At 68.3% G+C, this 20,442-nt stretch carries 18 protein-coding genes; 5 read left to right on the forward strand and 13 right to left on the reverse strand.

Translation table 11 applies throughout. From position 1 onward, the window contains the following. Nucleotides 1-397 precede the first annotated feature (397 nt). Nucleotides 398-2,479: a diguanylate cyclase gene (locus ACEN9H_RS05040; protein WP_413673973.1), complete on the forward strand. Its 2,082-nt coding sequence runs from the start codon at nucleotides 398-400 to the stop codon at nucleotides 2,477-2,479. Between the two features lie 4 nt (nucleotides 2,480-2,483). Here ACEN9H_RS05040 and ACEN9H_RS05045 read toward each other — a convergent pair whose 3' ends face one another. From ACEN9H_RS05045 to ACEN9H_RS05055, 3 genes are all read right to left on the reverse strand, one after another. Continuing rightward, nucleotides 2,484-2,963, reverse strand: coding sequence for a VOC family protein (locus tag ACEN9H_RS05045; protein WP_371770103.1), 480 nt, complete (start codon nucleotides 2,961-2,963; stop codon nucleotides 2,484-2,486). Between the two features lie 73 nt (nucleotides 2,964-3,036). After that, nucleotides 3,037-4,512 (reverse strand): MDR family MFS transporter, encoded by a 1,476-nt coding sequence (locus tag ACEN9H_RS05050; RefSeq protein WP_413673974.1) that lies wholly within the window; start codon nucleotides 4,510-4,512, stop codon nucleotides 3,037-3,039. Then, on the reverse strand, nucleotides 4,502-4,948 hold the full coding sequence (locus ACEN9H_RS05055) for a MarR family winged helix-turn-helix transcriptional regulator (protein ID WP_413673975.1): 447 nt from the start codon (nucleotides 4,946-4,948) through the stop codon (nucleotides 4,502-4,504). Before ACEN9H_RS05055 ends, ACEN9H_RS05050 begins: the two co-directional genes overlap by 11 nt. Nucleotides 4,949-5,064: 116 nt before the next feature. On the opposite strand from ACEN9H_RS05055, the gene ACEN9H_RS05060 reads away from it, so the two are divergent. Next, nucleotides 5,065-5,433: a DUF6404 family protein gene (locus tag ACEN9H_RS05060; protein WP_160410234.1), complete on the forward strand. Its 369-nt coding sequence runs from the start codon at nucleotides 5,065-5,067 to the stop codon at nucleotides 5,431-5,433. Between the two features lie 11 nt (nucleotides 5,434-5,444). Then, the gene (locus ACEN9H_RS05065; protein WP_056328527.1) at nucleotides 5,445-5,897 is read left to right on the forward strand and encodes a nuclear transport factor 2 family protein; all 453 of its coding nucleotides are present in this window, start codon (nucleotides 5,445-5,447) and stop codon (nucleotides 5,895-5,897) included. A 6-nt stretch (nucleotides 5,898-5,903) separates the two neighbouring features. On the opposite strand, the gene ACEN9H_RS05070 is transcribed toward ACEN9H_RS05065, so the two are convergent. Both ACEN9H_RS05070 and ACEN9H_RS05075 read right to left on the reverse strand, forming a co-directional pair. Next, nucleotides 5,904-7,124 carry a glycosyltransferase family 9 protein gene (locus ACEN9H_RS05070; RefSeq protein WP_413673976.1) on the reverse strand — a complete coding sequence of 407 codons (1,221 nt, stop codon included), beginning with the start codon at nucleotides 7,122-7,124 and terminating at the stop codon, nucleotides 5,904-5,906. Nucleotides 7,125-7,376: 252 nt separating this feature from the next. Then, complete coding sequence (locus ACEN9H_RS05075) at nucleotides 7,377-8,030, reverse strand: PRC-barrel domain-containing protein (RefSeq protein ID WP_056136472.1); 654 nt, start codon at nucleotides 8,028-8,030, stop codon at nucleotides 7,377-7,379. A 301-nt stretch (nucleotides 8,031-8,331) separates the two neighbouring features. Between ACEN9H_RS05075 and ACEN9H_RS05080 the strand changes: the two genes are divergently transcribed. Beyond that, the gene (locus ACEN9H_RS05080; protein WP_160410235.1) at nucleotides 8,332-8,703 is read left to right on the forward strand and encodes a lysozyme inhibitor LprI family protein; all 372 of its coding nucleotides are present in this window, start codon (nucleotides 8,332-8,334) and stop codon (nucleotides 8,701-8,703) included. Nucleotides 8,704-8,715: 12 nt separating this feature from the next. On the opposite strand, the gene yghU is transcribed toward ACEN9H_RS05080, so the two are convergent. The 8 genes from yghU to ACEN9H_RS05120 all read right to left on the reverse strand — a co-directional run bounded on the left by yghU (nucleotide 8,716) and on the right by ACEN9H_RS05120 (nucleotide 19,415). After that, nucleotides 8,716-9,573, reverse strand: coding sequence for a glutathione-dependent disulfide-bond oxidoreductase (gene yghU, locus ACEN9H_RS05085; RefSeq protein ID WP_413673977.1), 858 nt, complete (start codon nucleotides 9,571-9,573; stop codon nucleotides 8,716-8,718). Nucleotides 9,574-9,802: 229 nt separating this feature from the next. Continuing rightward, on the reverse strand, nucleotides 9,803-12,604 hold the full coding sequence (locus ACEN9H_RS05090) for an Hsp70 family protein (protein WP_413673978.1): 2,802 nt from the start codon (nucleotides 12,602-12,604) through the stop codon (nucleotides 9,803-9,805). Further along, nucleotides 12,601-14,460 (reverse strand): Hsp70 family protein, encoded by a 1,860-nt coding sequence (locus tag ACEN9H_RS05095; protein ID WP_413673979.1) that lies wholly within the window; start codon nucleotides 14,458-14,460, stop codon nucleotides 12,601-12,603. The genes ACEN9H_RS05090 and ACEN9H_RS05095 overlap by 4 nt, the downstream gene beginning before the upstream one ends. Continuing rightward, on the reverse strand, nucleotides 14,457-15,041 hold the full coding sequence (locus ACEN9H_RS05100; protein WP_160410238.1) for a DUF2760 domain-containing protein: 585 nt from the start codon (nucleotides 15,039-15,041) through the stop codon (nucleotides 14,457-14,459). The genes ACEN9H_RS05095 and ACEN9H_RS05100 overlap by 4 nt, the downstream gene beginning before the upstream one ends. Nucleotides 15,042-15,089: 48 nt before the next feature. Then, nucleotides 15,090-15,527, reverse strand: coding sequence for a type VII toxin-antitoxin system HepT family RNase toxin (hepT, locus tag ACEN9H_RS05105; RefSeq protein WP_056136482.1), 438 nt, complete (start codon nucleotides 15,525-15,527; stop codon nucleotides 15,090-15,092). Between the two features lie 48 nt (nucleotides 15,528-15,575). After that, complete coding sequence (locus tag ACEN9H_RS05110; RefSeq protein ID WP_413673980.1) at nucleotides 15,576-16,829, reverse strand: putative Na+/H+ antiporter; 1,254 nt, start codon at nucleotides 16,827-16,829, stop codon at nucleotides 15,576-15,578. Nucleotides 16,830-16,954: 125 nt separating this feature from the next. Continuing rightward, the gene (locus ACEN9H_RS05115; RefSeq protein ID WP_413673981.1) at nucleotides 16,955-18,595 is read right to left on the reverse strand and encodes a DUF5597 domain-containing protein; all 1,641 of its coding nucleotides are present in this window, start codon (nucleotides 18,593-18,595) and stop codon (nucleotides 16,955-16,957) included. Between the two features lie 52 nt (nucleotides 18,596-18,647). Beyond that, nucleotides 18,648-19,415, reverse strand: coding sequence for an NAD(P)H-dependent oxidoreductase (locus ACEN9H_RS05120; protein ID WP_413673982.1), 768 nt, complete (start codon nucleotides 19,413-19,415; stop codon nucleotides 18,648-18,650). A gap of 90 nt (nucleotides 19,416-19,505) precedes the next feature. Between ACEN9H_RS05120 and ACEN9H_RS05125 the strand changes: the two genes are divergently transcribed. Beyond that, on the forward strand, nucleotides 19,506-20,429 hold the full coding sequence (locus ACEN9H_RS05125; RefSeq protein WP_413673983.1) for a LysR family transcriptional regulator: 924 nt from the start codon (nucleotides 19,506-19,508) through the stop codon (nucleotides 20,427-20,429). Nucleotides 20,430-20,442 lie beyond the last annotated feature (13 nt).

A 20,442-nucleotide genomic window follows, 5' to 3' on the forward strand; every position in this document is an offset into this window, starting at 1 on the left:
CCTTAAAAGGTCATGCCATCGGATGGGCTCCGTACATGATAGATGAGTGAGAAATGATTGCGATAACAGAGGTGCCCGGCTCATCGGCGGCGTTCGATCGCTGCCGCAACCGTGGGTTGATCACGGGTGCGGGAAGGAAGGAATGCGCACATTGAGCCGGACGAGGAACAATGTAGTGGAGGAATTGTTCGGAAGCCAATAACTTTTTGGTGGGAGCCGATATCGGAATGGGTATCGGTCGCGGCAGGCGCTCTATTGTTACGTAACATTAATGTTATACGCGAACATATTCACAATGTTGTGCTCGCACATCGCTCGTATTGTTTCGTTGAGGAAAGTCAAAGTTGAGTCCATAATGGCCTCAACAGACGTATTGACTTCCAGCCGGCGCCTCGTCATGCCTTTTCCTCACCGCCTCGTCTCCTTCCTGCTCGTGATCGCCACGGCGCTCGGGCCGGTTGCGCACGCCGGTACCCCGACCATCGATCCCCGGGCGGAAGTGGACGCGATCCGGGACCTCGCGCAGGACGCCCCGCGCGCGGCGCTCGACCGGGTACAGGCCGCGCGCCGAGACCTGGGGCCGAACGCGCCCTACGACGCCCGGCAGATGCTGTTGCGCACGGAAGTGGCGCTCAGGGAAGACCTGGGCCAGCAGGACTCGGCCTATACGCTCGAACGCGAATCGCTGCAACTGGCGCAGGCCAGGGGCGACAAGGCGGGCGTGGCGCTGGCCATGCTGGGCCAGGTGCGCGAGCTGCTCGACGCCCATCGGCTGGACGATGCCCAGGCGCTGCTCGACAGGATCGTGGCCCAGGCGCCGAAGGACACGGCGCTGACGTTCAAGGTGTCGGTCGAGCGCACGCAGGGCGATATCCTGAACCTGCGCGCCCGGCTGGACGAGGCGCTGGCGGCCTACCTGCGCGGCCTGCGGCTGTTGCAGGGCCGGCCCGGCGAAAGCGGCAGGCGCGCCGTGCTGTACGCCCGGATCGCCCAGGTGTACGCGAATGCCGACAATCCCGCCAAGGCGATCGAGCATGCCGACCTGGGGCTGGCGGAAAAGAAGATGTCGCTGCGGTCGCTCGCGTCGCTGCAGTTCACCCGTGCCATCGCCCTGGTCAGGATCGGCCGCGACGGCGAAGGCATCGCCGCGTTCGAGAATGCGCTGGCGACGGCGGTGCGCGCGGGATTGCAGGGCATGGAAGCGGCGGCCCGCGGCAATATCGCGGACTATTATCTGCAGCACCACGACTACGTCCGCGCGGAAGCGGAGTCGCGCAAGGCGCTGGTCGTGTCGGAAAAAGGCAGCGACCAGAACGTCATCCAGATGGCGCGCGCCAATCTCGGCTTTTCGCTGATGGGACAGGGGCGCATCGCCGAGGGCCTGCCCTGGGTCGACGGCGTCATCGCGCACCTGCGCAAGGACAAGCTCACCGGCGACCTCGAGGCGATGCTGGACGAGAAGGGCCGCATGCTGGAGCGCGCGGGCCAGTACCAGCAGGCGCTGGCGATCGTGCGCGAGCAGCAGTCGCTGCAACAGCAGAGCGCCCGGGTCGCGCGCGACCGCGCGATCGCGACGCTGCAGGAAGAATTCGACGCCCACCGCCGCAGCCAGCAGATCGTCCTGCTGCAGCGTGAAAACCGGCTGAAGGATGCCGAGCTGAACAACCGCCGCACGGTGCAGCTCGCGACGACGTTCGCCGCCGTGCTGACGGTGCTGGCGGGCGCCGTCGTGACGGTCCTGTACCGGCGCACGGCGCGCAGCAACGCGCGGCTGAAGGAATTGAACGTGCAGCTCGAATTCGGTTCGACGCACGACGCGCTGACGGGCTTGCATAACCGCCGCTCGCTGACGAACCGGATGAGCGTCCGCAAGGACGACCGCCGGCACCCGGTGCCCGACGCGGTCGACTGCTTCGTCCTGATGGACATCGACCATTTTAAATGCATCAACGACCGCTGGGGCCATGGCGCGGGCGACGCGGTCCTCGTCGACGTCGCGCGCCGCCTCGCCGCGGCGGTGCGCGACACCGACATGGTGGTGCGCTGGGGCGGCGAGGAATTCATGATCCACGCGCCGGCCATGGACCCGGCCAGCGTCGCCGGCATGGCGGAGCGGATCCTGGACGCGATCGGCGCCAGGCCCGTCGACGCGGGCACGTGCGCGATCCCGGTGACGCTCACCGCCGGCATCGTCGCGCTGCCGGGCGCCGGCACCGCGTTCGACTGGCAGTGCGCCGTGCGCCTGGCCGACTGGGCGCTGTACCAGGGCAAGGCGCAGGGCCGCAACCAGGCCCGCATCGTCACGCGCCTGTACGCGCCGGCGGACACCGTGATGGCGGCGCTCGACCGCGACGGCGAAGACGTCGCCGCGCTGCTGGCGCTGGAGGGCGTGCACGGCCCGCGCCAGGTGGTGGAACGAGCGGCGCCGCCCAGGCGCGACACGGGCGGCGGCACCCTGCACGCCATGGTGCGCGCGTGACCGATCAGCCGCGTCGCGCTGCCTCGATCGCGGCGACGTCGATCTTCTTCATCTCCATCATCGCGTTGAACGCGCGCTTGGCCGCGGCCCGGTCGGTGCCCGTAAACGCTTCCATCAGCACGCGCGGCGTGATCTGCCACGACACGCCCCACCGGTCGCGGCACCAGCCGCACGCGTTCTCCTCGCCGCCGTTGCCGACGATCGCATTCCACAGGCGGTCCGTCTCTTCCTGGTCCTCGGTCGAGACCTGGAACGAGAACGCGTCGGTGTGCTTGACGCCGGGACCGCCGTTCAGGCCGAGGCACGGGATGCCCATCACGGTGAACTCCACCGTCAGGACACTGCCTTCCTGGCCGGCCGGATAGTCGCCGGGCGCGCGGTGGACGGCGCCGACGGCACTGTCGGGGAATGTCTGCGCATAGAACGTCGCCGCATCCAGGGCGTCGTTGTCGTACCACAGGCAAATCGTGTTCTTGCTGATCATCTCGTCTCCCTTCGTGGTCTGGAAATGGAGCGGAAACGATAGCACGGCGCGCGGCTCGCCGGCGTGTGGCTGCTCATCGCTCGGCCTGCGCGGGATGCCCCGCCAGCGGCAGTTCCGGCAGGAACAGCAGCGCGACGAGCCCCGCCAGCACGATCAGCGCACCGGCGCCGAAGATGTTGGCGATGGCGTGGCGGTACACGTCCACCGTCAGCGCCTGCGCGGCGGGCAGCGCACTCGCCGCGCGTGCGACGTCCGCGATGCCGTGCGCGTGCACCTGGTGCGCGAGGATGGCGCCGGAGCCCGTCACGCCGAGCAGCCCGCCGAGCGAGCGGAAGAACGTCAGCATCGCCGTGCCCACGCCGCGCCGCGGGACGGGCAGCGCGTTCTGCACGGCGATCGTCATGTTGGGCATCACGAGGCCCAGGCCCGCGCCCAGCATGAAGATCGCGGGCTCGATGATCCAGTAGCCGCGCGCCGTGTCCATGCCCCACGCGAGGACCGCGAACGCCAGCACCGCCGCCGACAATCCCGCCACCTGCACGGACTTGTACTTGCCCGAGCGCGACAGCACGCGGCCGTTCAGCGTGGACGACGCGATCATCCCGACCATCATCGCCACCGTCATCATGCCCGAATGCGCGGGGCTGCTGCCCATCACGAGCTGGAAGAACAGCGGGAAGAACACGCTCGCGCCCATCAGGCCCATGAACGTCAGCGCCATCACGATGCTGGCGATGTTGAAGACGCGGCTGTGGAACAGGTCCGGCGGCAGCACGGGTTCGGCCGCGCGGCGCAGGTGCACCATCAGCCAGCCGCCGGGAACGACCGTCAGCGCGGCGCACACCTGCACCTGCACCGAATCCCACGCCCATTCCGTGCCGCCCAGCGCGAGCATCAGCAGCAGCGCCGTGATGGTCACGGTGAGCAGCACGGAGCCAAGATAGTCGATGCGGTGCGCGTGCGTCTGCACGGGCTTGCGCAGCGAGCGCGCGATGGCGTAGAAGGCGACGGCGCCGACGGGCAGGTTGATGAAGAAGATCCAGTGCCACGACAGCAGGTCCGTCATCATCCCGCCCAGCACGGGACCGAGCACGCTGGTGACCGCGAACACGATCGCGATCGAGCCCTGGCGCCGCGCCCGTTCCTGCGGCGGCACGAGGTCGCCGATGATGATCTGCGCCAGCGGCATGAAGCCGCCGGAACCCATGCCCTGGATGGCGCGGAACGCGATCAGCTGCGTCATGCTCTGCGCGAAGCCGCACAGCACGGAGCCCAGCAGGAAGGTCGCGAGCGCCGTGAAGATCATCGGGCGCCGGCCGTACTGGTCGGCCAGCTTGCCGTACAGCGGCATCGTGGCGGTGGACGCGAGCACGTACGCCGTCACGACCCACGACAAGTGGTTCATGCCGCCCAGGTCGCCCACGATGCGGGGCAGGGCGGTGGCGACGATGCTCTGGTCGAGCGCCCCGAGGCCCAGCACGGCCATCAGGGCCAGGTAGACGGAACGGATTTCGTGGGCGTCGGCTTGCGTGGGAGATTCAATCTTCATGGTCGGCGAGGAAGTTGAGGGCGTCGATGGCGCCGGCGAGCGCGGCCATCTGGTCGGGCGGCAGGCGGGCGATGCGTTGCGACAGCCAGTCGTGGCGGCGGTCGCGCAACTGGCGCAGCGCTTTGTGGCCGGCCGGGCTGACGTGCAGGCCGCTCCTGCGCCGGTCGTGTTCCTGGGCGGCGCGCTCGACGAGGCCGGCCGTTTCCAGGGCCTTGACCTGGCCGCTCATCGTCGGGCTGCGCACCTGCTGCATGCGCGCGAGCTCGGCCACGCCGATGCCGGGGTGTTCATGGATCACGTGCAGGAGCATCGCCTGCATCAGCGACAGGCCTTGTTCCTGGCGCTCCGTGTCGCGCCGCATCTGGCGCACGAGGCCCTTGAGGGCCGTGCGCAGGTCTTCGGACAGGCGTTCGACGTGTTGGTCGTAGTTGGGCATGGGTAATATAGGTAGGCTACCTAACTATATTACGCGCATCGCACCGCGCATGCAAATGGTGTCTTCGTGACAATGCACGCATTTTTTCCGCGACACATTTGATAAGGTGGCGCACTATGCATTTTCGAGCCCAACTGGACCGTTCCCTCGCCATGCTGTCCGCGCGCGGCCTGGCGCGCCGTCACGCCGCGCCGCCGTTGTTCCGGTTGCTGTGGAAGCTTGGCGTCCGCGTCCGCCCGCCGCACTTCCTCGGCTTCGCCCACGTCGCCCTCGTCTACGGGACGTGGTTCACGTGCGCATGGGGGCTGTTCATGTGGCTGCTCGTGTGGTCGCAGCAGGGACTGGACTTCCTGGGCGTGGCGCTCAGGTCCGGCGGCGCGGGTGCGGCGTTCGGCTTGATGATGGCGTGGTTTTATACGCGCGAACGCAGGGAATTCGGGCTCCCGGCCTGGGAATCGTTCGGCCGGGACGAACAGACAGGCTGAACGGGGGACGCATGTACCACGCCATCGTGCGGCGCAGGATCACCAACGCCTTTGCCGGCCTCAGCGCGGGAAGCATCGACGCCATCACGGACGAGCTCGCACCGGACGCCGTGCATTACTTCGTCGGTACGCATGCGCTGTCCGGGACGCGCCGCACGCCGGAAGCCATCCGCGCATGGTACGAGCGCCTGTTGCGCCTGCTGCAGGGCATCCGGTTCACGTTGCACGAGGTCCGCGTGTCGGGCTGGCCGTGGCGCACGCAGGTCGAGGCGATCTGGACCGAGACGAATTACGGCACGGATGGCGTGCAGACGTCCGCCGAGGGCGTCAACCTGATCGAGGTCCGCTGGGGCAAGGTGACGAGCGTGCGCATCTATCCGGACACGGCCATGCTGGAGCGGACGCTACAGCGCATCGCGGCCAAGGGCACGGCGGAAGCGCTGGCCGCGCCCATCACCTCCTGAAGCGGCTTACAGCGTCTGCCAGGCCAGCGCGGCCATCACTTCGTCCACGCCGATCCTGTCGACCCAGTCGTCAGGCCGCGCGACCGTAATCACGGTGCTGTTGTGCTTGTCGATGGGTGCCCATTCCGGATTCTTTTGACGCATCAACGCGATCACGGGGACGTGCACCGCATTCGCCAAATGCATGACGGCCGTCTCGACGGAGACGATCAGCTTGCACAGGCCGAGGATGGCCGGCAGCTGGAAGAAATTGTCTTCGGCACTGAACAGATGGGTGCGCGCGAGGTCGTGGCGGGCGAACAGGGCACGGGCGCGCGCCAGGTCTTCCGGGACGACGTTGACGATGAAGCCGGCGTCGTGCCACGCGGCGTCCCGCTGCATCGTGCGGATCAGTTCGATGACCCGTTCAAGCGGCCACGAGCGCTCGACCGATTTCGAGTACGCATTCAGGAACACGACCTTGGGCGCCGTCACGCCGGTGCCGCCGAATTCCCAGGCGGCGAACTGGCCGTGCGCGTAGTCCAGCCAGCGGTCGGGGATGGACAGCACGGGATAGCGTGCGGCCGGCGGGATCGTGATGCCGAACAGCTGCGTGAACCAGTCGGCGTAGATGTCACTGATGTGCTGGTCCGGATGCGATGCCGTGTTGTACGCGGAAATGAAGGCGTCCAGCTTGCGGTAGGCGAGGTGCTTCGGGAGGTCATAGGAGCGCACGCGCTTCTTCTGGCCCACGACGAAGCCGTGCGGGCTGATCTTGCGGGCCAGGCCCGCGTACTTGTGCCGGTCCAGCACGGCGAGCGACACGACGATCGGGTAATCCTGCTGCCTTGCCTCCTGCAGCGAGGCCTTGTACAGCGCGGGGCTGTAGGTTTCGTCGTAGACCTTGTTGAAGCAGGGGCATTCGGCCAGCCAGTCGTACAGCGCGTATTTTTTCAGATGCGGCCAGTCCGCGGCCCGGCGCGTGCGGCGGCGCTCGTCGACCCACAGGTCGATCTTCAGGTGCGGGAAGGCGTGCGCGAAGGCGGCGAAGCAGCTTTGCAGGTAAGTGAAATCGCCCAGCGCCAGGTGGGCGATGAACAGGATCCTGTCGGCACGCGCGAGCAGCGCACGGTCGACCAATGCCGTGCGGGCGGCCGTGTCGGCCAGCCAGTCCGTGCCGAATGCGCCCGGCTGTGCGTGGCCACCCCAGCTGTCCAGTTTCAGCGTCTGTTCACTCGAGATCTTCATAGCAAAATTGTAGAGGGCGAATGGCCGGGGTAAAACAGTCGGTGCTGTAAAGTTGGGTAAAGCTTTTGTTAAGAATTACCAGACCAGGATGACGTCCGTATTGCATGCCGGGGTAATGGAAAATGGCTGATTAGTAAATATTGCATCCCGTCAGTCTGCCAGATTGCATGGCAAAACGATGCACTGTTGAGGTTACAAGTTGTAACGACGTGCACCACCGGCCGTTGCGGGCCGATGGCGCGTGGTCCAGCGTCAGCCCAGGTTGCTGCCGCGGATCTTGCTCAGGTCGGTGTCGCTGCCGGCGGTACCGGGCCGTGGATCGAGGCTACCGCCGGCGCCGCCGCCGGGCATGGCGCTGCCCGCGCCCGTGCCCATATCGGACGAGCCGGCATGCCCCGCGCCCATCGAGCCCATGCCGGCGCCCGCGCCCGTGCTGGCGCCAGCGCCGCCGCCGACCATGCCGCGCATCGCCACGTCCGGTCCCATGCTGGGCGCGCCGGAACGCATCGGGTCGGTGCCGTAGAAGCTGTGGATGTGCTGGGCCCATTGTGCGTCGGCCATGTCGGGCCAGGCATCCTTGTCGAAGCCGGGGGCGTTCCGCAGGCGTTCCTTCTCGATGTCGAGCACGAAGCGCTTGTTGACGGTGTCCAGGTGCAGGGCTTGCCAGGGCACGGCGAACAGCTTGTCGCCCATGCCCAGGAAGCCGCCGAAGGACAGCACGGCGTAGGCGACCTGGCCGGTCTGCATGTCGAGCATGATTTCCTTGATGTCGCCCAGGTCGTCGTTGGCAGCGTTGACGACACTGTCGCCGATCAGGGTGTCGGCGCCCATCAGCGCCGGGCCGGGGCCGGCATGTCGTCCGGTGGCCTTGTACATGCCGTATTTGTCGCGATCTGCGTAGCTCATCTCTCGTCCTCCTGATGTCGATGATTGCAGGGCTGTCGGTGTGCGGTACCCATCAAGGGTAGACGGGCGTCCTCGTACGCGTTTGCGTCCACTCAATCGTGCGCCAATGCGGTACGCGCCGACGCTCCGATCCTAGTCCCAATCCGCATTGCCGCGCGCCCGCTAGATGCCAGGAAAAAGACGACGGGCACAGGTCGAAAAGTAGCGCCGCGTAATACTTGGTGAGAATCGGGTGCCGCCCGCTCGACTATCATGCTGGACTTGGTTCATGATCAATGCACCCAAACATGAAGGAGTGGCGATGAAACGTTGGATGTTGGCGGTACTGATGTGCGCGGCGGGCGCCGCGCAGGCGAATTCGGCATGCGACAAGCCGAAGAAGGATTTCGACGGCCTGTATTGCCTGAACAAGGTGTACCAGGAAGCGGACAATGAGCTCAACAGCACGTACGGCAAGCTGGCCGGCAAGCTCGATGCGGACGGCAAGAAGCGTCTCAAAACGGGCCAGCTGCAATGGATAGCCGAGCGCAACGACAACTGCTCGCGCCACGAGGGCAGTGCGTTCTACGTCAACCTCGAGTGCGCGACCGACACGACCGTCCGCCGCGCCCAGTTCCTGCAGGACCGCCTGCGCGAGTGCGTGAGCGCGGGCTGCCAGAACAGCAAGCTGTAAGCGCGCCGGCCGTCAGTCCAGGTCGGACGCGTCGTGGCGCTCCAGCACCTGTTCTTCCGGCTTGCCGCGCACGCGGTTGACCTTGCGCCCGCGCATCACGGCCGGCCGCGCGCCGACCTCGTCGGCCCAGCGGCGCACCTGCTGGTACTGGTGCACGGCGAGGAATTCGCCGGCGTCGTACAGCTCGCCCAGCACGAGGCCGCCGTACCACGGCCAGATCGCCATGTCGGCGATCGTGTACTCGTCGCCCGCGACGAAGCGGCGCTGGGCGAGCAGGCGGTCGAGCACGTCCAGCTGGCGCTTCGTTTCCATCGCATAGCGGTTGATCGGGTATTCCAGCTTTTCCGGCGCGTACGCATAGAAATGGCCGAAGCCGCCGCCGACGAAGGGTGCCGATCCCATCTGCCACATCAGCCAGTTGAAGGTCTCGGTGCGGGCCGGGATGTCCTGCGGCAGGAAGGCGCCGAATTTCTCCGCCAGGTAGACGAGGATAGCCCCGGACTCGAACACGCGCACGGGCTCTTGCCCGCTGCGGTCGACGAGGGCCGGGATCTTGGAATTCGGGTTGATGTCGACGAAGCCGCTGCCGAACTGGGCGCCTTCGTTGATGCGGATGAGCCAGGCGTCGTATTCCGCGCCCGCGTGGCCGGCGGCCAGCAACTCCTCGAGCATGATCGTGACCTTTTGCCCGTTCGGCGTACCCAGCGAATACAGTTGCAGCGGATGCTTGCCCACCGGCAGTTCCAGCTCGTGGGTCTTGCCCGCGACGGGACGGTTGATGCTGGCGAAGGCGCCGCCGGAGGGCGTCGCCGGGGACCAGACCCGGGGCGGGACGTAGGGGGACGTGAACGGGTTCGTGGGGTCGGACATTGCACTTCTCCTTCTGTGACTCGGTGGGGAGAAGCGATCATGCCCGAAAAGCGACGTTCGTGCTGGAAGCGACGATACGTCTCCCCCGCGGAGGCGGGAATAGTGCCCTCGGCACTATTCCCCCATGCTGAGGTGCCGAATTCTGTGTTTCGGAAATGCCGCGGTGTTGCTGGATGACGGGCTTCGGAGAGTGAGTATGGGTTCCCGCCTGCGCGGGAACGACAGGTTTTTAGCGCAGCAGCTTGAGCCCCGGCGGCAGCGCATCGCCGAACATGCGCGTGCTGCTTTCCTGGTCCAGTTCGACGACCTCGCGCACCTGCGCGGACCAGCTGGCCGGCGCGCCCGCGGATGCGAGCTTCTGCAGTACCTGGGCGCGCAAGTCCTCGCCGATGTCGCGCGTGCGGTCGCCCGTCTTGCGCGCGATGTGGGCGGCGGCGAAGCCGGCCGGTTCGATCCGCTTCCAGTCGAGCAGCATGAGTTCCGTCAGCCAGCGTCCGGCCGCATCCGGCGGCGCGACTTCGTGCGCGCTGCCGTGCAGCGGCGTGCGGGCGCCCACGCGCGCGAGCGCCCACAGATAGCGCGCATACGTGGCCGCGGCCTTCGCGTCGGGCTTGGGCGTCACCGGAATGCCCATGATACGGCCGACCATCCAGTCCCCGATTTCGGCCTTGTACGCGGCCGGGATGCGCTCCAGCGACGCGCCCAGGCGCAGCATGTCGTCCTCGCTGCCGTCGACGAGCGTGGCGGGACGCCTGGCGCGGTCGTTCGGGTCGGCCTGCAGGTTGAACGCGAAGTCGTCGAGCAGGCGCAGCTGCGCTTCCGTGGAGAGTCCGCCGGCCACGCGCCGCCACAGGGTCCACCATTCGGCGCGGACCTGGCTGTCCTTGACGTATTGCGCGCCGGCCGGGAACAGGGCCCACAGCTGCTGGATTCTCCAGTCGTCGAGCGGGTCGCCGAAGCCGGGCCGCAGGCACCAGCCGGCCAGGTTCAGCCACACGCGTTCGTGTTCGGCCGAGCGGCGCCGGCCTTTCCCGCGTTCCATCAAGGCGTCGAACAGGCGGCGCAGCAGGGGCGTCTCCCACCGTTCGCGGCCGCCCAGCACGTGTTCGAGCGCGCCGCGCAGCTGGCGCACTTCGCGCACTTCCACCTGCTGGTTGCGGGCGCCGAAGATGCGGTCGATGCGCTTGACGGCTTCTTCGACCTGCGGATGCGCGCTATCGGCGCTGGCCGGCGCCTCTTCTTCGCCGCGCAGCTGGAATTCCAGGCGCCAGCGCTGGCCGCTGCCATCCTCGGCCACGCAGAACATCTCCAGCGTGCCGAGCTCGGACAGCGCGGCCGCCAGTTGCACGGGGATGGATGCGGTCTTCGCATCCTGCGCGCGCAGCACGGTGGCGATCGCGGGCAGGCGCACGACGTCGGCGGGATCGAGGTCGACGAGATCGCCTGCCGCGGCCGTATCGGCGATGGCGGACACGAGGTGGAAGCGCACGGGCCGGCCCACGCGCAACGCGAAGCTGCGTTCGGCCAGCGTGATCTCCACGCCGGCACGGGCGCCGCGCGGCAGCACGCAGACGGCGCTCAGTTTCCCATCCTTGCGTTGGCCTCCCTCGAGGATCAGGTAATAACTGCGCGCCGAGCCGCTTTCGATGGCGGGCGCGAGCCCGGCGCGCGCGAGCGAATAGGCGACGGCGCCGCGCGCGACGGCGACGTCCGGATCGGCATTGTGCAGCACCCGGATGGCGTCGCCGCGCCACGCGGACAGCACGCCGGCCAGCCGCTGCGCCAGCGCTTCGCCGCGGAACACGCCGCCGTTCAGCAGCAGCGTATCCGGTACGGGCAGGCGGTCGTCATCGGGGATGCCCAGCGCCGCGCGCGCCGCCTGCGCGTGCTGGCGCAGGAAGCCCGCCAGATGGCGCGTGATGGCCGGGTCGCTCGCATACGGCAGGCCGAATTCGACGATGCCGGCGCGGGCGCGCTGCGGACCTTCCTGCGTGTCGTTAAAAGGGAAAAAACCGTCCAGCACGATGCGGTCGACGTCGGCCTTCGCGATCGTCGCGGAGCGGCTGGCGCCGATGAGGCGCGAGCCGCTGCCGAGCAGGGTGACGGTCGTTTCATCCGGCGCGTCCGGCGCCAGCAACTGTTCCTTCGCGGCGCGGCAGCGTTCCGTCAGTTGCGCGAGCCGGCCGGCCGACAGGCGCTGGCTCTCGCCCAGGCGCGATTCGGCCAGGTGGGCGAGGGCGAGGTCCATGTTGTCGCCGCCGAGGATCAGGTGGTTGCCCACGCCGATGCGCGCCAGCGCCGGTTCTCCGTCTTTCAGTTCGACTTTGACGAGCGTGAAGTCGGTGGTGCCGCCGCCCACGTCGGCCACGAGCACGAGCTTCGCGTCCGCGAGGTCGGTAGCCAGGGTCGTGCGGTGGCGTTGCAGCCAGTCGTACAGGGCCGCTTGCGGTTCTTCGAGCAGGCGCACGTCGGGCAGGCCGGCGAGACGTGCCGCTTCCAGCGTGAGGGCGCGCGCGCCTTCGTCGAACGAGGCGGGGATCGTGAGGACGATCTGCTGCCGTTCCAGCGGCTGCGTGGGGTGCCGCGTATTCCACGCCGCGCGCAGATGGGCGAGATAGCTGGCGCTCGCGGCCAGCGGCGAGACTTTCGGCACGTCGTCCGGCGCGCCCCACGGCAGGATCGGTGCCGTGCGGTCCACGCCCGGATGCGACAGCCAGCTTTTCGCGGAGGCGACGAGACGCCCCGGCGACGCGGCGCCGAGACTCCGCGCGAGGCGGCCGATGGCGACTCTTTCCACGCCGCCCACGTCCGGCTGTTGCCACGGCAGTTGCAGCGCATCCGCCGCGAGTTCGCCGTCGAGCGGGTGGTAGCGGCTCGACGGCAGCAGCGGCGCCGTGCCCACTTCGCCGGGCGCCACCAGCTGCGGAATATCGAACGTGGCGACCTGGTCGGACCCCACGCCGGCATACGCCAGCACCGTGTTGGTGGTGCCAAGGTCGATGCCGACGAGGGCTGGTCTGGTGCGGGTCACTGCTCGGTGCTGCGGACGTCGAACTCGACCTTCCAGCGCTGGCCTTCACGGGCCACGGCCACCAGTTCCAGCGTGCCCGCTTCCGTCGCCACGGCATGCAGCTTCACCTGCACGACGTCGCCCGGCGTGCGGCCTTCCGCCGGCAGCGTCGCCTGGATCTCGTTCAATTCCTGCAGCTCGTCCGGGCTCCACGATTCCAGCACGGTGCCGATCTGGTCCTGGCGCCGCACGGTGGAGCCGAAGAAGCGGAAGTGCACGGGCTCGCCGACGACGAGGCCGAATTCCTGGCCCGGCAGTTCCAGCTCGCTGCCTTCTTCCATGCCGAACGGCGCCACGCACAGCGCTTCCAGCGGCGGTTCGAAGCCCGGGATCGCGGGCATCGAGGACTCGACGCCGACGTAGTACGACCGGGCCGTGCCGCCGCGGATGCGCACGCCGCCGCCGCGGCGCGCATAGCCGTAGTAGGCGGCGCCGCGCGCGACGGCGAGATCCAGGTCCGCGCCTTCCAGCATGCGGGCCGGTTCGGCGCCTTCCATGTACAGCCAGTCGTTGATGGTGTCCATCACGCGCTTGGCCAGGATCTCCGACTTGAACACGCCGCCGTTGAACAGGACGGCGCTCGGGTGCAGGAAGGTGTGCTCGGCATTCACCTTGCCGTTGAAGCCTTCCAGCTCCGCCGTCGCGCCGGCCTGGCGGCCGAGGAAGGCGGCGAGGTGGCGCGTGATGGCGGCGTCCTGCGCATACGGCAGGCCCACTTGCGTGAGGCCGGCGCGCGTGCGCGTCGCGGGGCGTGCGGACGCTTCCACGCGCGGGAAGAAGCCGTCCGTGATGAACGTGGTGACTTCGTCGCGCGTGAGCTCCGTGCGGATCGAACCACCGATCAGCTTCGAGCCGCGGCTCGGCACGACGATCGGCCACGTGGTCGCGTCGGCGTCCGCCAGCAGGTGTTCCTTGGCGCCGCGGCAGGCGTAGGTGAGGGCGCGCATCTGCCAGGCGTCCAGCTGCGTGCCGTTCGCCTGCAGCTTGCGTGCGACGAGGTGGGCCAGCGCGAGGTCCATGTTGTCGCCGCCCAGCAGGATATGGTCGCCGACGGCGACGCGGTGCGGTTCCAGGTTGCCGTCGCGTTCGAGGATGGCGATCAGCGAGAAGTCGCTCGTGCCGCCGCCCACGTCGACGACCAGCACGATGTCGCCGGCCTTCACTTGCTTGCGCCAGCCGCCGCCGCTGCCTTCGATCCAGCTGTACAGCGCGGCCTGCGGTTCCTCCAGCAAGGTCGGGTTGCCGTAGCCGGCGCTGCGCGCGGCTTCCGCCGTCAGTTCGCGCGCGGCCGGGTCGAACGACGCCGGGATCGTCACGGTGACGGCCTGCTGTTCGAACGGCGCGTCCGGATGCGTCGCGTTCCACGCGGCTTTCAGGTGCTCGAGGTAGCGGGTCGATGCGGCCAGCGGCGACACGCGTTCGACTTCTTCCGGCGCATCGGTCGGCAGGATGGCGGCGCGGCGGTCGACGCTCGGGTGGCTCAGCCAGCTCTTCGCGGACGACACGAGGCGGATCGGCGTGCTTGCGCCGCGGCTGCGTGCCATTTCACCGACGACGGGCGCGGCCTGGCCGTTCGTCCACGGCAGCGCGAGTTCGCCCGGCGCCAGTTCGTCCGGGTGCGGCAGGTACAGGAACGACGGCAGCAGCGGCAGCGCCTCGACGGTGCCGGGCGCGCTCAGTTGCGGGATGCCCAGCACGCCCTGGTCGGCCTTCTCGCCGTCGCTGGCCTGCAGGTCCACGTACGACAGCGCGCTGTGCGTCGTGCCGAGGTCGATGCCGATGGCGTAGCGGGCGTCGTTGGTCTGGATGTCGCTCACAGTTCCACCTCCGCCGGGGCGATGACGCTGGCGTCGTGTTTATCCGCCAGTTGCGGCAGGCGCACGTCGCGGGCGCGCCAGCCGCGGTGCGACAGGGTGCCGGTGAACGGGGCCTTGCCGACGACGTTGCCGGTCAGGCGCACGCTGGCGGCATCGAAGCCTTCTGGCAGCGTGATGCGCGTGCCTTCCAGCTCGCCGCGCACGGGTTCGATGGTGAAGTGCTCGCGCAGTACGCGCGCGCAGCCTTCGTGCACGAGACGGGCGGCGGCGCCGATGTCGGCGTCCGCGTAGACCGTGATGTTTTCGTTGGCGAAGTCGATCAGGCGGGCTTCGCGCTGCAGGAGGCCCAGCAATTGCAGGGCGGCGTCCGGCGTGGCGATGCGTAATGGGGCCGATGCGGGGGCCGGAGCCGGCGCGGGCTTCGGTGCTGGTGCCGGGGCGGGCGCAGGTGCGGCGATCGGGCCGACCTGGTCGTCGCGCACGCGCGCGGCGAACTCGGCGTCGCCCAGGGTCTTGAAGAAGGCGCCGAAGGCAAGGGACAGCCGGCTCCAGAAGGATGGCAGGTTGGTCGGTTGGCTCATGTTCTTGTGGTGTCTGGTGCGTGGTTCAGAAAGGGCGCATGATACCAGTTAGACAGCATCCGCCGCCGGATCATCTGTCGTGCTGCCCGCCAGCAGCGCACGTGCATACACGTCGAAATCGTCCAGTCCCCGCTTGATGATGGTCACCAGCGCGGGCAGCGGCGCGGCCTGGTGGTCCCATTCGGCGCGGCAGAATTCGCCCGTGCGCTTGAGGTCCTCGGCCAGTGCCGGCTCGATCCAGCCGTTGTCCGCCAGTAGCGTGATGACTTCGCGCTCGTCGTGCGCCGGGCCCAGGCCGCGGTCGGCCAGCACGTAATCGCCCATCTCGACGGCCGCTTCCCAGGCGCGGATCACGTTCAGGGTCGCCGCGTCCTGGCGCGTGATGTCGCCGACGAAGGTCGTCGGGTCCTTCTCGTATTCGTCGCGGGCACGCTTGCAGCAGCGCTCGATGGTGCCCGTCTTGCTGACCAGCAGGTCGTGATCCATGTTGTTCCCTCGCTGCGGGACGTGGAGGGTCCCGTTCCAGTCAATACGTTACAACAAGAACAACACAGCCGCCGCACAAGTGGGCGCAAGGGCACCCAGCAGCAGGCCCACGGCCCCGATCGACTCGTCGTTGAAGCCGCGCCGTAGCAACGCCACGCCGGCCGGGTTCGGCGCATTGGCGATGACGGTCAGGCCGCCGCCCGCCACCGCGCCCGCCACCAGCATGTATTGCGCGCGTTCGGACAGGCCGGCGATCAGCGAGCCGAGGTAGGTCAGCGCGGCGTTGTCCGTGATCGCGGTGAGGCCCAGCGCGCCGAAGAACAGGGCGGTGGGTTCCAGCTTCGCGACGATGGGCTGCAGCCACCATTGCTGCATCCCGCCCAGCACGACGAGGCCGGCGAGGAAGAAGCCGACCAGCAGGCCTTCCTTGAGGATCAGCGGGTCCTGGTAGCGCGGGTAGGCCTGGGTGATGCCGAGGAACAGCAGGAAAATGCCGGTGAACAGCACGGGATGGTGGGCCAGCAGCACGATCGCCGTCAGCACGCCCAGGTGGGTTAAGGTCACGAGGATCGGCATGCGCACGGGCGCCTCGCCCTCGATCGAGATGTCGAACGGGCGCAGGTGCGGGCGCAGCAGGTACGTCACGACGCTGGCGTTGGCCAGCACGGCGATGGCCGCGCGCCAGCCGAAGTGCGTCAGCATGTGGATGCTGTCCCAGCCCCACGCGCCGGCCACCATCAGCACGGGCGGCGCGGCATACGACGTCAGCGTGCCGCCGATCGACACGTTGACGAACAGGACGCCCAGCGCCCCGTACTTCAGCCATTCCGGCATGCCGGGACGGAACACGGACGGGGCCAGCATCAGCGCGGCGATCGTCATCGCGGCCGGTTCCGTGATCAGCGAGCCGACCAGCGGCACGAGCGCGAGGCCCAGCCACGTCTGCGCGACTTCCGTGCGCAGCGGCAGCAGCCGCGCGAGCAGGCGCACGAGCGCGCGCGCCGCCTCCAGCACGGGCCGCGACGCGGCCACCACCATCACGACGAACACGAACAGCGGCTCCGTGTAATGGCGCGATTCGGCGTAGTCGATGGCGGCGGCGCTGCCGTCGACGAAGGCCAGCGCCAGCATCAGCACGAAGGCCCAGAAGCCGAAGACGACCTCCACCTCGCCCAGCAGGTGGAACAGGCCGGCGTGGCGCGGATGGCGGTGCGCCAGGCCTTCGAACAGGCGCGTCGCAAACGTGTGCAGCAGGGCGAGCACGAACAGGATCAGGGCGATCTTGTGCATGGTCGTGGTCATGACGAGTTCCTTTTCAATCACCCCGTCGTCCCCGGACTAGGCGTCCCCCTTGGCGGGGACCCAATTTTGCATGCGCCATCGAAACGCTTGCAAATTGGGCCCCTGCCTTCGCAGGGGCGACGGTCTTAGGGCTGGCGGGCCGGATAGCTTCCGAGTTTTACTTTAAGCACGCGCGGCACCGTGGTGAAATTTAACCCGTAATCGGTCTGGTCGCCGTTCCATACGTGGTGCAGCACCCAGTTGCCGGCGTCGTCGTAGCGGCCTTCCTCCACGCGCGCGAGGATGGCGCGCTTGCCGCTGCCCTCCGGCGCCGTGAAATCGATGCGCGCCATGCGGCCCGTGACCAGGTATTCGTCCGGGCCCAGCGCCGCGACCAGCACGCCGCCTTCGGGCCCCTGCGGATTCGCGGGCCGCGGCTTCATCCACGTCCAGTCCGACGCGCCGAACGTGCCCTTGTCGTAGTGGACGCGCGCCTTCCAGTTGCCCAGGTCCAGGTCGACGGGCTTGCGGTCGTCCGGTTCGCTCGCGCCCCAGACCTGGCCTTCGAACGCCTGGCGCGCCCAGAGTCGCATGATCGGCGCCACGAGGCGGTAGTTGCTGGCGAACGGCTCCAGCATGTCCCACGCGCTTTTTGGAATCGCGGCCGGGTCGTTCGCCTCCTTCGTGAAATCGACGCCGAACGGCGAGAAGCCGATGCCGCGCCGGCCCATCACGTCGAACAGGTAGCGCGCGTAGGCGAAGGTGTGGCCGGTCTCGGGGACGAACAGCGGATTGTCCGGGCGGTCGTACAGTTTCAGCACGGCGTGGTATTTCGGCGTCTCGGGAAAATAGATGTCCGGGCCGATCGCGTCGATGTGCGGCGCGCCGGCCTTCCACACGTCGATCACGTTGTCGGTCGGGCCGCCGGCGGAGTACGACGTCGGTTCCTGCTGCTTGAACGGATCGCGCAGCGCCACGTTGACGTACATCGGCAGGTCCAGCTCCGCCTTGCCCGCCGCGGCGACGGCGTCGGCGAAGCGCGCGATGTACCAGGCGTGGAACGCTTCGTCGGCGTCCTTGCCGAAGACCTCCGCCCACGTGCCGCCCGTGCGTCCGCGCGCCGTCAGGAGCGGCGCGGGCACCGGGCCCGCGAACAGCTTGTTTGCTTCCGGCGAGTGGTCGCGCGCGCTGCCGTAGGTGCCCGTCTCGTTTTCGATCTGGACCATGATGACCGTGCGCTGCGGATCCTTCCCGCGGATGTGGCGCATCAGCGCGACGAAGGCGTTGCGGTCGGCGTCCAGCGTGGCCGGGAAGACCGGCGACAGCGAATCGCGCAACTCGCCCGTCGCATCGACGACGCGCGGATAGCGGGCGTTGTCCAGCTTGACCCACGCCGGCGTATAGCTCGGTCCATTGTTCTTCCACGCGCCGAACCACAGCAGCACGAGGCGCACGTTGTGGGTGCGCGCCTGCGCGAGCAGCAGGTCGAGGTAGCCGAAGTCGAAGACGCCCGGCTTTGTTTCGATCTGTTCCCACGCGATGGGCACTTCCAAGGTATTGGCGCCCAGCTTGTCGATGGCCGGCCAGACGAGCGGCATCTGCGCGGGCCAGGCACTGGAATTGTTCACCTGCGCGCCCAGCATGAAGAACGGCTTGCCGTCCACCAGCAGCGCATGGCGCCCGTCCTTGTACACGATCCGCGGCAGCGGCGCGTCGAGGACGATATCGGCGCCCTGGGCCGACCAGGCCAGGGCGGACAGCAGCAAGCCGGCCAGCGTCTTTTTCATTCGGTCTCCTGTCGTGGGTTATCTCTGCCATTGTCCCACGACAGGGGCTGTATTAACGCAGATGCGCGCGCAATCCGGTGACGCCGGGCGCGACGTCGTCCGCCAGCACGTGCCGGTCCGGGAAGTCGCCGCCGTTCTGCGGGCGGTAGGGAATCGGCGCATCCGTGAACAGGGTGCGCATGCGCGCCGCCAGGCCGGCCTTCGCGCGTTCGACGCCCTCGGCATCGATGCGGCTCGTGCCATGCACGGCATACGTGGGCAGCACGTCCATGCCAGGGTAGAACAGGACGCCGTGCGTGATCGGGAACAGCAGTTCGTCGAGCTGGCCGTTGATGCCGCGCGGGCCGTAGTCGGCGGCTGGTCCGCCCGTCGTCACGGACAGCAGGGCGCGTTTGCCCGCGAGGCCGCCCTCGCCGTAGCGGTGGCGGTTGCCGGCGCCCTGGTAGCCGTAGGCGAGGCCGAAGGCGTACACGCGCTCGATCCAGCCCTTCATGATGGCCGGCATGCCGAACCACCACAGCGGGAACTGGAAGACGACGGCATCCGCCGCCATCAGCTTGGCCTGTTCGGCGCGCACGTCGTCCGGCTGCGTGCCGGTGCTGAACGCGTGGCCGGATTCGTCCACGAACGACAGGCGCTCGCGATCCTGCCGGTCGGGGAAATCGTGTTCGTCGTAGACGGCCTTCCAGCCCATTGCGTACAGGTCGGACTGGATCACTTCATGGCCCTGAGCGCGCAGTTCGGCGCGCGCGGCCTGGACCATCTGCGCGGTGAGGGAATGCGGGTCGGGGTGGGCGTGTACCAGTAAAACGGTCTTCATCTTCGTGCTCCTTGAATGTGATGAAGGCCATTCTGGGCATGCAAACCGCGCTTGGGAATGCCAGCCGGCTTTTGGGGTAGTATCCAAAAAATGGATATCAAGCGCATCGATTTCAACCTGCTCGTGACCCTGGACGCGCTGCTGGCCGAGCGCAGCGTGAGCCGCGCCGCGCAGCGCCTGAACCTGAGCCAGCCTGCGCTCAGCGCCCAGCTGGCGCGCCTGCGCGAGATGCTGGGCGACCCGTTGTTCGTGCCGAGCCACCGCGGCATGACGCCCACGCCGCTGGCCCTGGGCCTGCAGGCGCCGCTGGCGGCGGCCCTCGCGCAGCTGCGCGACGTGGTGACGTCGGCCCGCGCCTTCGATCCCGCGCGCGACGAGTTCACGCTCCACGTGGCGTGTTCGGACTACGTGCAAGCGGCGCTGCTGCTCGACTTCACGCTCGCGCTGCGCCGCGACGCGCCGGGCCTGCGCATCGCCCTGCGTCCGGCCGATTCCACGCGGCTGGAAGCGCAGATGGAAAAGGGAGACGCCGACCTCGCGGTGCTGACGCCGGAAGGCATCGCGGAGTCTCTCCGTTCGCGTCCGCTGTTCGAGGAGCGCTACGTCTTCATCGCGCGGCGCGGCCACCCGGCGCTGCGCCGGCCGCTGGATACGCAGCGGTTCTGCGAACTCGAACACGTGATGGTCTCGCCGCGCGGCGGCAGTTTCACGACGCCGGTCGACGAGGTGCTCGACGCGCAGGGCCTGCGGCGCCGCGTCGTCGTGTCGGCGTCGACGTTCCACTCGGTACTGGACCTGGTCGAACGCTCCGACCTCGTCGCCCTCGTGCCGGCCCGCCTGGTGGAAGGGCGCCCAAACCGCCTGCGCGTGCTGGCGCCGCCGCTGCCCGTACCCGGCTTCGCCATCCACATGGCCTGGCATAACCGCAACCATGGGGATGCGGCGCAGCGCTGGGTGCGGGAGCGGCTGGTGGCGTTTGCGCGCGCGGCGCCGCGTCTCGGACATCCAACATAAAAGGCTGTGTTCG

Source organism: Massilia cellulosiltytica (assembly GCF_047325105.1).
Lineage (GTDB): Bacteria > Pseudomonadota > Gammaproteobacteria > Burkholderiales > Burkholderiaceae_D > Telluria > Telluria orientalis.